The organism is Pseudoflavonifractor capillosus, assembly GCF_016899775.1.
Taxonomy (GTDB): Bacteria; Bacillota; Clostridia; order Oscillospirales; family Oscillospiraceae; genus Lawsonibacter.
In genome coordinates, this window is the sequence record NZ_JACJJE010000084.1 from 1 (window position 1) to 9,207 (window position 9,207).

Below are 9,207 nucleotides of genomic sequence, written 5' to 3' on the forward strand. Positions count from 1 at the left end.
CGGCTTCTGGGCGTTCATAAACATCATGGTCCGGCGCAGCCGGAACCGCTCCGGTCTGGGACGAGGGATCATCGCACAGCACCTCCCCAGGGAATATTCTGCTCCGAGGCCCCGCAGCTGCGGAACACCGCGCACTCCACTCTTGCCTTCAGGGTGCAGTCCAGGGCCCCCTTGTCCACCACGGTCACCCGGGCGTCGGTCACCCCCAGGCGCTCCAGGGTCTCCAGCACTGTGGCCTTGATCTGACGGCCGTACTGGTTCATCACGCTGCTGCTCAGGTCCAGCTCAAGGCTCCCCTCGCCGGGCTCCACCGTCACCTGGGCGTCACTGGACTCCAGCGTCCCCGCCACGGCGGGCTTCAAAATATTCATATCTGACCTCCTTACCTGTATCCAGAAGCTGCCATGAATTCTCTCTGTCAAAAAGAGTAGCACGGGGCACATTATAATACAAATACAATTTTAATTATTATCTTCATAGGGATTATCCTATGATTTACTTGACTTTCTGCCCTCCGCCTCCATAAAATAGAGAAAAGCCATTTAAAAAGGAGAGACGGCGCTTTATGAATTTACGGCAGGCTTTGTACATGAAAACCATTGCGGAGAAGGGCGGAATTACCGCCGCGGCCAAACAGCTGTATATCAGCCAGCCCTCTCTCAGTCAGATGCTGCGGCAGATCGAGGAGGAGGCTGGCGTACCGCTGTTTGACCGGAGCAGTCTGTCCTTCCGCCCCACATACGCCGGAGAGCGGTATCTGCATGCCGCCTCCGTGCTTCTGAACACCAATGAGATCCTGGAAAATGAACTGCGGGAGATTCGCGGGGAGGAACGGGGGCGTCTGCGCTTGGGAATCAGCATGCTGCGGTCAGCTCAGCTTCTGCCCTGCATTCTGCCCGAATTCGCCAGCCGTTTCCCCAAGGTAGAGGTCGCGCTTCAGGAGGCCGGCAGCGCCAAGCTGGAGCAGCTGCTTCAAGAGGGGAGCGTGGATATGGCGCTGGCTTCCACCGAACCGAACAATCCCCTGTTGGAATACCGTCTGCTTCAAAAGGAGCGAATCGGTATTTTGGCTGGACCTGCCAGCCCCCTGGCCCAGCGGTTTCCCCCTGGGACGGCTATCTCCCTAAAGGAAACAGAGAATGGGCGCTTCGTGGCGCTCAAGGCGGGGCACAGCGTGCGGGTCATCCAGGACCGCCTCTTTCAGGAGCACGGCCTCCACCCCGGGTTCTTTCTGGAGACCGACAATATGGAAACAGCCCAGCAGATCGCCCTCCGCTGCGGCTGTTACCTCCTCTGCCCGGACAGTTATCTGCCCTCCGGAGCGCCTTTTTATCCGCTGGACGGCTATGAAAGCCGGAGGCATTTTTACGCCTGTCTTCGTAAAAAAGAACATGTTCCCCAGTATGCAGAGGCCATTCTGTTTCTCATCGTTCAGTATACCTCCGAAGGAGCCGCCCTTTTGAATGCGGAAAAATAGACAAAGTTCTCGCAGATATTTTGTGATTTTTTACCGGCTCGATCCGAACTCCAGCAATTCTTTCAGAAATTGGATGAAATGAAGCGTATAGTCCGGCAGCTGCCGTTCCTTATAGTAGGCCACTGAGAACTCCGCATACTGCTGCCGCTCCCCCACGGAAAAAATCTGCGGCGGATTGATAAAGTGCATGTGCTGCAGATAGCTCTCCAGGCAGAAGGCCACGCCCAGCCCCATGGAGGCCATTTGGGCGGAAGCCTCAATATTGCGGATCAACAGAGTCCGGATGGGCTGGACCCCTCCCGACTCCAGGACCCGGTTGGCGTAGTGGCGCAGGCTCTGCCCCTCGTGCTGAAGAATAAACACCTCGGATTCAAACTGCTTGAGGTCGATCCACGGCCGGCTGAATCCGTCCCGGTACTGGGCATACCGGGCGCATGGGTGTTCATTCTGTACCAAAAAGACCACCGGGTCCCGATAAACTGTCAGATAGGTCAGATCGCTCTGCGGCTCCACCAAATTGCACAGCATCAGATCCAGCTGGTCCTGATCCAGCAGTTTTCTCAGCGCCCCCTGATTTCCCTCCTGAAAGCTCAAATCAATGTTGGGGTAAGACCGGCGGAAGACTTTCAGGGCGGAGGGAATCAGCTGCGGCGCCCGGCGGAGGGGCACACCCACCCGAAGCCGTCCCTGATAGCCGCTGATGACCTGTCCCACCTGCTGCTGGAATTCCTCCCCCAGCGCCAGGATTTTTCGGGCCTTCTCCAGATAGACCTCTCCCAGGTAGGTCGGGATCAGCCTCCGGCCGGTGCGTTCAAACAGCGGAAAACCCAGCCCATTCTCTACGCTGGACAGGTATGAGGAGAGGGCCGGCTGAGTCACCCCCAGCTTTTTGGCCGCCTGCGTCATATTCCCATAATTGGCCAGTGTTACGATATATTGCTGCTCCTTTAAATTCATCCAGTCTCCCTCCCGACCGCCTTATAAGATCATAAGTTTTTCTTATTACCCCTCAAAGAAAAGTCGATTTTACTTTCTTTCTCCCATTTATTATACTCAATTTCAGAAAAACCGGCAAGCAGCTCTTGCTCCAGCCTGAACTGACATTTGGGCTGGACCTGCCGCCTCGCCGGCCAAAATGACAGCGCAGGCAGGGAGGCGCTGCATCTAATCAAATCATAGAGGAGGAACCACAGATGGGAGAGACGAAGGAACTCGCCAAAAAGAAAAAATTCAAAATGCCGCATACCCTGGTCATCATCTTCATCATCATCCTGGCTGCCGTCCTGTTTACCTGGATCGTGCCGTCGGGAGAGTATGTACAGATCGAGGACCCAGTTACCGGCCGGGAGCTGATTGATCCGAACAGCTTCCACTTTGTGGAGAATACTCCGGTCAATCCGCTGCGCATCATGAACTATATCATCGACGGCTTTCTGGACGCCGCCGACCTGATCTTTATGCTGTTGTTCGCCGGTGGAGCCTTCCATCTGATTACGGACAGCGGGGCCCTTCAGGCCTCTATCGCCAAGGTGGCCCGGAAATTTTCCAACCGCTTCTACATCTTTATCCCCATGCTCACCCTGATCTTTACCCTGATTGCCACCAATCAGGGCGTAAACCTGTTCATTCCATTCGTTCCCATTACGGTGATGCTGTCTTTTGCGCTGGGCCTTGACTCTCTGGTCGGCGTGTCTATCATCCTGCTGGGCGGAGCGGTTGGCTTCTCCACCGGCACCTTACAGACCAGCACCACTCTGCTGGCCCAGGAGATCGCCGGTCTGGTCCCCTTCTCCGGCATCTGGTACCGGGCCATCTGTCTGGTGGTTTTCTGGGTGATCACCAACATTTTCCTGATCCGCTATGCCATGCGGATCAAGAAAAACCCGCAGCTCAGCCCTATGTATGATCTGGACCAGCAAAGCGAGATGAAAGCATCCACCACAGACCTGTCCTCCTTCGGCGAGCTGAACTGGAGACGGGTCGCGATCCTGGCGGCGCTGGTCATTGTACTGGCCATTATTGTATACGGCGGCCTGACCCTGGACTGGGATATGGCGGAATTTGCGGCTATGTTCCTGTGGCTGGGAATCGCAGTGGGACTGCTGGCAGGCAAGAGCCTGTCGGATATCGCCAAGGGGATTGTGGCCGGCAGCAAAACCATGCTGGGTGCGGTCATGATCGTGGGCTCGGCCCGCTCCATTGCCCTGATCCTGACGGACGGCGGCGTTATGGACACCATCGTCCATGTGCTGGCGGGCGGACTGGACCTGGTCCCCACTGTGCTGCAGGCGCCGGCTATGTTCCTGATCTGCACCGTCTTCAATGTGTTCATGGCCTCCGGCTCCGGGCAGGCCGCCGTGATGATGCCCCTGCTGCTGCCCGTGGCTGACCTGGTGGGCATGACCCGTCAGACCGTCATCCTGGCCTTTAACTTCGGCGACGGTTTCGGCAACTACATCTTCCCCACCTCCACTGCCCTGATGGGCCTGATCGGCGCGGCCAACATCCCCTACGACCGGTGGATGCGCTTTATCGGAAAGATCTTCCTGCTCTGGGTGGTGGTGGGCTGCATCCTGGTGGCCATCGCCCAGGCCATCCACCTGCAGTAACCGCAGATTGAGAAAGGAGCGATTCTTGTGACCAAGGAAACCTTATTTGCCCGCGTGGAGGAGCAGCGCGCCGCGCTTCTCTCCATGGCGGACGACATTTATGACCACCCGGAGCTGGGCTTTCAAGAGTTTCACGCCCAGAAGGTGCTGACCGATTACCTGAAAGACTGCGGTTTTCAAGTGGAGCTGGGAACCGGCGGGGTGGAAACCGCCTTTCGGGCGGAGTTTTCCAACGGCCAGGGGGGCCCCCGCATCGGCCTTCTGTGCGAGTACGACGCCCTGGAGGGCCTGGGCCACGCCTGCGGCCACCACATGCAGGGCCCGGCCATCGTGGGGGCGGCCAAGGCCCTGAAGGAGTGCGCCGGGGACAAGCCGTTCTCTGTGGTGGTATACGGCACCCCCGCAGAAGAGACCGCCCACGGGAAGCTGCGCATGCTGGAGCAGGGGTGCTTCCGGGACATCGACGTGGCGCTGATGATGCACGGCTCCCCCACCACCACGGTGGACGTGAAGTCCATGGCCATGTCCAGTTTTGTGGTCACCTTCCACGGGAAGAAGGCCCACGCAGCCCTGAAGCCGGAGGACGGCCGCAGTGCCCTGGACGGCCTGCTGATGGCCTTTAACGGAATCGAATTTTTGCGGGAGCATGTGCCCGAGGATACCCGCATGCACTACACCATCCTACAGTCCCCCGGCCCGGCCAACGTGGTGCCCGACACTGCGGAAGGGAAATTCATGCTCCGGTCTTACTCCCGCAAATCTCTGGATGCCGTGGTGGAGCGGTTCAAGGAGATCATCCAGGGCGCCGCCCTCATCGCCGGGGTCACCTATGACATGAAGGAGGGGGACCGGCTGGCCAACAAGATCCCGGTTTTGAGCCTGAACCGGCTGATTATGGAGAACGCCGAGCTGGTCCATGCCCCCCGCATCAGTCCCCCCCGGGAGAAGACCGGCTCCAGTGATTTCAGCAACGTGATGTATCAGCTGCCAGGCAGCTGCATCCGGGTGGCTATGGTCCCCAAGGGGACGTCCTCCCACTCCCTGGAGTTCCTGAACGCGGGAAAGGGGGAGGAGGCCCACGAGGCGGTGCTCATCGCCGCCAAGGTGCTCTGTGGGACCGCCTGTGACCTGACAGAAGATCCTGCCCGGCTGGAAGAGATTCAGGCGGAGTTCCACGAGAATCAGGAAACCCACAGCTGACTGTTCATTCCTTAACCTATTTGTAATCTATTTTCCATATCCCTAAGAGTATGCCGCAGGGCCGGGAAACCGGCTTCTGCGGCATACTGCTGCTTTGATAGAGATATGTTATCTCCCTCCAGCCCTTCTGATGTTCTTGCTGGCTGGCGGGACTTCCTGTTATGACAAAAATGGCCGGGTCCTGTAGCACTCGCTTTGTTCCCGCCCAATTCCGCTCCAATTTTTCAACTTTTTTCAGCATGATCTTTCGGTTTGGAAAAGGACGAGAAGTTAGGCTGAAAACCTCAAAGCCCTTGATACTACGGGCTTTTCTGGTTTGTCGCAATTATACTGTGAGGGCACACCTTCGCCACCCTGGCTCTGCAAAACGGAGTGGATGTGAAAACCGTGTCAGGAATGCTGGGGCACTACAGCGCCGGGTTTACCCTGGACACCTACGCCCATGTGACCACCTCGGCCCAGCGGCAGGCGGCGGAAGCAATGGAACACGTCCTCTCCGGCAGTTTATAGCCCTCTCCAGTCCGGAAAAATTCCCGTATGGGTCAGGATCTGGGTCAGATTTGAAAGAGAAAAATAAACTCCCCCAAAAAGTTGCGGAAAACAAAAATAATCCGCTGGAATCACCTGATTCCAGCGGATTTCTGGTTGCGGGAGGAGGACTTGAACCTCCGACCTCCGGGTTATGAGCTGTCGTCTGTTTGTCCGTCCGCTGCGTTTCGAGGCTTTCCGGGTATTTTTAAGCCCAAAACCCGAAGGTTGTGTGCTCTCTGCTCCAACCCTGTTTTTCCGGTTCTGGGTCAGATTTTGGGTCAATGAAAAAGAGTATTCATACAGCTGATTCTGTTTAGGAGTTCTTCGTAAAATCCCCCCGATTGGGTAAAATAAGAAGGATTTTATCCAAAGGAGAGCGAGAAATGGAACATCGGATTATGACCAGAGAGGCACTGGAGGCGTTTGCCCGGGCGCTGTTGGAGCAGGAGCGCAGCTCGGGTACCATTGAGAAGTATTTCCGGGACGTAAGGGCGTTTACTGTCTGGCTGGGCGGGGCGGAGGTGACCCGGGAGCGGGCAGCTGCCTGGCGGGACAGTCTGCTGGAGCGGGGATACGCCCCGGTGACGGTCAATTCCATGGTGGCGGCGGTGAACCAGTTTTTTGCCTTCCTGGGCTGGGAGGACTGCAAGGTGAAGGCCCTAAAAATCCAGCGGAAGCTGTTCCGGGACGACCGGAAGGAGCTCACTCGGGAGGAGTATCAGCGGCTGTTGGATAGTGCCCATGAGCTGGGCCGGGAGCGGCTGGCATTGCTGCTGGAGACCATCTGTGCCACCGGAATCCGGGTGAGCGAGGTAAAGTATATCACCGTGGAGGCCGCCCAGGTGGGGCGGGCGGAGATCTCCCTGAAAGGGAAGCTGCGTACCATTCTCCTCCCCGGCAAGCTGTGCCGGAAGCTGAAAAAGTACGCCAGACAGCAAAAAAACGCCTCCGGCGAGATTTTTCTCACCAGAAGCGGAAAGAGCTTGTCCAGACGGCAGATTTGGGCAGAGATGAAGCGGTTGTGCAAGGTGGCAGGGGTGGCCCCCAGCAAGGTGTTTCCCCACAACCTGCGGCACCTGTTCGCCCGAACCTTTTACAAAGTGTGCCGGGATGTGGTGAAGCTGGCCGATGTGCTGGGCCACTCCTCCATCGAGACCACCCGGATCTACCTCATTTCTACCGGCGTGGAGCACATGAAAATTTTAAGCCGGATGCGTCTCATCCAGTAGGACAAAATGAGTGTTTTGCTTTCTGAGCGCGAAAAAACACCAAATCCTTACATATGGTTAGCTGAATTGTAGCACGAAGCTTGAAAGATTTCAAGGTGTTCCTGCAATTTTGGGCGTGAAAATCAGACCGCTTGAAAAAACCTTGCTCAAGCGGTCTTGGCTTTCACGCCCGTTTTGCCATTTCTTTCCGTTTTTTAACGTCCTGGCGAAAAATGAAACGGATTCAGAGCAGACTCAGCCGTCGCGGCGCGTCCTAAACACTCATTTTGCCTACAACGGGAGGAGATGAGGACGATGGAGGCGCTGCTGGACCCGGCGGTGGAACGCCGGGTGCAATCCCCGCCTCGTGCGGGACCTCCGGGTCTGCGGCTGACCCCGGCGGACTTGGAGGCATATCTGGACAGCCTGTCCCAGCAGGGACGGGGACACGATACCTTGGCGACCTACAGGCGAAATGTCCACGCGCTGTATGACGGGCTGCCGGAGGACAAGACGGTCCGTCCCGGCACCCTGGCGCGGTGGCAGAGGACGCTGCTGGAGGGAGGGTACTCCCCCCGGACCGTCAATGTCCGCATATCAGTGGCCAACAGCCTGATGGCGTTTTTGGGCCGCAGGGACCTGCAGTCCGTAGGGTCTCTGGAGGTAGACGACGTGCAGCCAGAGCTGACGCGGACGGAGTATCTCCGTCTGCTCACTACGGCCCGGGCGCTGGATAAAGAGCGCCTGTATTTGCTGGTGAAGCTCTTCGGCTGTACCGGCCTGCCCCTGCAGGAGCTGCCGCGGGTGACAGTGGAGGCCATTACCGAGGGCCGGGTCATCGTCCGCAGCTGCGGGATTGTCCAGCTGCTCCACCTTCCGGACTTTTTGCGGAAGGAATTATTGGCCTACGCCCGGCGGGAGGGGACGGCTTCCGGCCCCATTTTCCATACCAAGAGCGGAAAACCGCTGGGCCGCACCGCCGTCACGGACAGCATCAAGCAGCTGTGCCGGGACGCCCGGGTACCGGAGGAAAAAGCCAATCCCCGCTGTTTGAAGCGGCTGTGGCAGAGTACTCAGGACGGCATTCGCACCCAAATCGACCTGCTGGTGGAGCAGGCCTGCGACCGGCTGATGGAAGCGGAACAGCTTACCGTCGGCTGGGATGTGGGTAAGGGGGTGAGTGACGTGTGATGTGCTCTTCCCCGCCTCTGCGATTATGAGGCGACCATTTCAAACAGTAAGGAGGAACGGGTAAAATGAAAAAAAGAATCTTGTCGGCACTGTTGACATCTTGTATGGTGCTGACACTGCTGCCTGTTTCGGCATTGGCGGCACCGGCAAATGAGACTGGGGCTCAGTTCTCAAATACAGCAACATCTGAGCAGGAACAAAAAGAAATCATCATGAAGATCCAGTTTATTTGCGACGGCGAAGTCGTAAAAGCTGGTGACTTCTTTGTTCCTGCGGGCGTTCAGAACTACTCTGTGCTAAAGGAGTATGTGCCCGAAGGATACCAAATGACCGCGTCCGGCGACTTTATGGCAGAGGCTGACGCAACGCTGGTTATCAACGTCGAGAAGATTGCCCCTGAAGCAGTTATTATGAACATCCAGTTTAAGTACGGTGATGAAGTCATTGCCGGCGGCGATTACTTTGTGCCTGCCGGAGTGCAGAATTACTCCGTGCTGGAGCAGTATGTGCCTACTGGCTATAGGATGACCGTGTCCGGCGACTTCATGGCTGAGAAGAACGGTAAGCTGGAGATCGGCGTTGAGAAGGTTATGGCCGATACCGACGTCATCATGAACATTGCCTTCAAGACCGCTGATGGTACCTTTGTTGCCGGCGGCGACTACTTCGTGCCTGCCGGCGTTCAGAACTACTCCGTGCTGGAGCAGTATGTGCCCGAAGGGTACGAGATGACTGTGTCCAGTGATTTCATGGCCGAGGACGGCGGCAAGCTGGTTGTCAACATCGAGAAGATCAGCACCGACGTTATCATGAACATCCAGTTCAAGTACGGCGATGAAGTCGTTGCTGGCGGTGACTACTTCGTGCCTGCCGGTGTTCAGAACTACTCCGTGCTGGAGCAGTATGTGCCCGAGGGGTACGAGATGACTGTGTCCGGTGATTTCATGGCCGAGGACGGCGGCAAGCTGGTTGTCAACATCGAGAAGATCAG

The 9,207-nt window shown here is 57.1% G+C and carries 10 protein-coding genes and 1 pseudogene; 8 read left to right on the forward strand and 3 right to left on the reverse strand.

What is annotated here, in order from left to right; translation table 11 throughout:
- Positions 1-68 precede the first annotated feature (68 nt).
- A complete protein-coding gene (gene citD / locus H6B31_RS15570) occupies positions 69-371 on the reverse strand; it encodes a citrate lyase acyl carrier protein (protein WP_204899340.1) in 303 nt (100 codons plus the stop codon).
- Positions 372-565: 194 nt separating this feature from the next.
- On the opposite strand from citD, the gene H6B31_RS15575 reads away from it, so the two are divergent.
- Positions 566-1,477, forward strand: a complete 912-nt coding sequence (locus H6B31_RS15575; protein ID WP_275960810.1) for a LysR family transcriptional regulator — start codon at positions 566-568, stop codon at positions 1,475-1,477.
- Positions 1,478-1,507: 30 nt separating this feature from the next.
- On the opposite strand, the gene H6B31_RS15580 is transcribed toward H6B31_RS15575, so the two are convergent.
- The gene (locus tag H6B31_RS15580) at positions 1,508-2,434 is read right to left on the reverse strand and encodes a LysR family transcriptional regulator (protein WP_204899342.1); all 927 of its coding nucleotides are present in this window, start codon (positions 2,432-2,434) and stop codon (positions 1,508-1,510) included.
- A gap of 29 nt (positions 2,435-2,463) precedes the next feature.
- Entirely contained in the window at positions 2,464-2,721 is a 258-nt protein-coding gene (locus H6B31_RS15585) for a hypothetical protein (RefSeq protein ID WP_204899343.1), read from the reverse strand.
- Between H6B31_RS15585 and H6B31_RS15590 the strand changes: the two genes are divergently transcribed.
- The 7 genes and pseudogenes from H6B31_RS15590 to H6B31_RS15615 form a co-directional block, all read left to right on the forward strand.
- On the forward strand, positions 2,713-4,086 hold the full coding sequence (locus H6B31_RS15590; protein WP_204899344.1) for a YfcC family protein: 1,374 nt from the start codon (positions 2,713-2,715) through the stop codon (positions 4,084-4,086). The two genes, H6B31_RS15585 and H6B31_RS15590, sit on opposite strands and share 9 nt — an antisense overlap.
- 27 nt (positions 4,087-4,113) lie before the next feature.
- Complete coding sequence (locus tag H6B31_RS15595) at positions 4,114-5,286, forward strand: M20 family metallopeptidase (RefSeq protein ID WP_346014104.1); 1,173 nt, start codon at positions 4,114-4,116, stop codon at positions 5,284-5,286.
- A gap of 339 nt (positions 5,287-5,625) precedes the next feature.
- A pseudogene (locus H6B31_RS15600) lies at positions 5,626-5,796 on the forward strand (tyrosine-type recombinase/integrase); the annotation flags it as partial.
- Positions 5,797-5,846: 50 nt separating this feature from the next.
- The gene (locus H6B31_RS17610; protein WP_275960814.1) at positions 5,847-5,972 is read left to right on the forward strand and encodes a hypothetical protein; all 126 of its coding nucleotides are present in this window, start codon (positions 5,847-5,849) and stop codon (positions 5,970-5,972) included.
- A 228-nt stretch (positions 5,973-6,200) separates the two neighbouring features.
- Positions 6,201-7,046 carry a tyrosine-type recombinase/integrase gene (locus H6B31_RS15605; protein WP_204899345.1) on the forward strand — a complete coding sequence of 282 codons (846 nt, stop codon included), beginning with the start codon at positions 6,201-6,203 and terminating at the stop codon, positions 7,044-7,046.
- A 294-nt stretch (positions 7,047-7,340) separates the two neighbouring features.
- Positions 7,341-8,216, forward strand: coding sequence for a tyrosine-type recombinase/integrase (locus H6B31_RS15610; RefSeq protein WP_204899346.1), 876 nt, complete (start codon positions 7,341-7,343; stop codon positions 8,214-8,216).
- 410 nt (positions 8,217-8,626) lie between these two features.
- The coding region (locus H6B31_RS15615; protein ID WP_204899347.1) for a hypothetical protein at positions 8,627-9,207 on the forward strand (581 nt) is incomplete at its 3' end.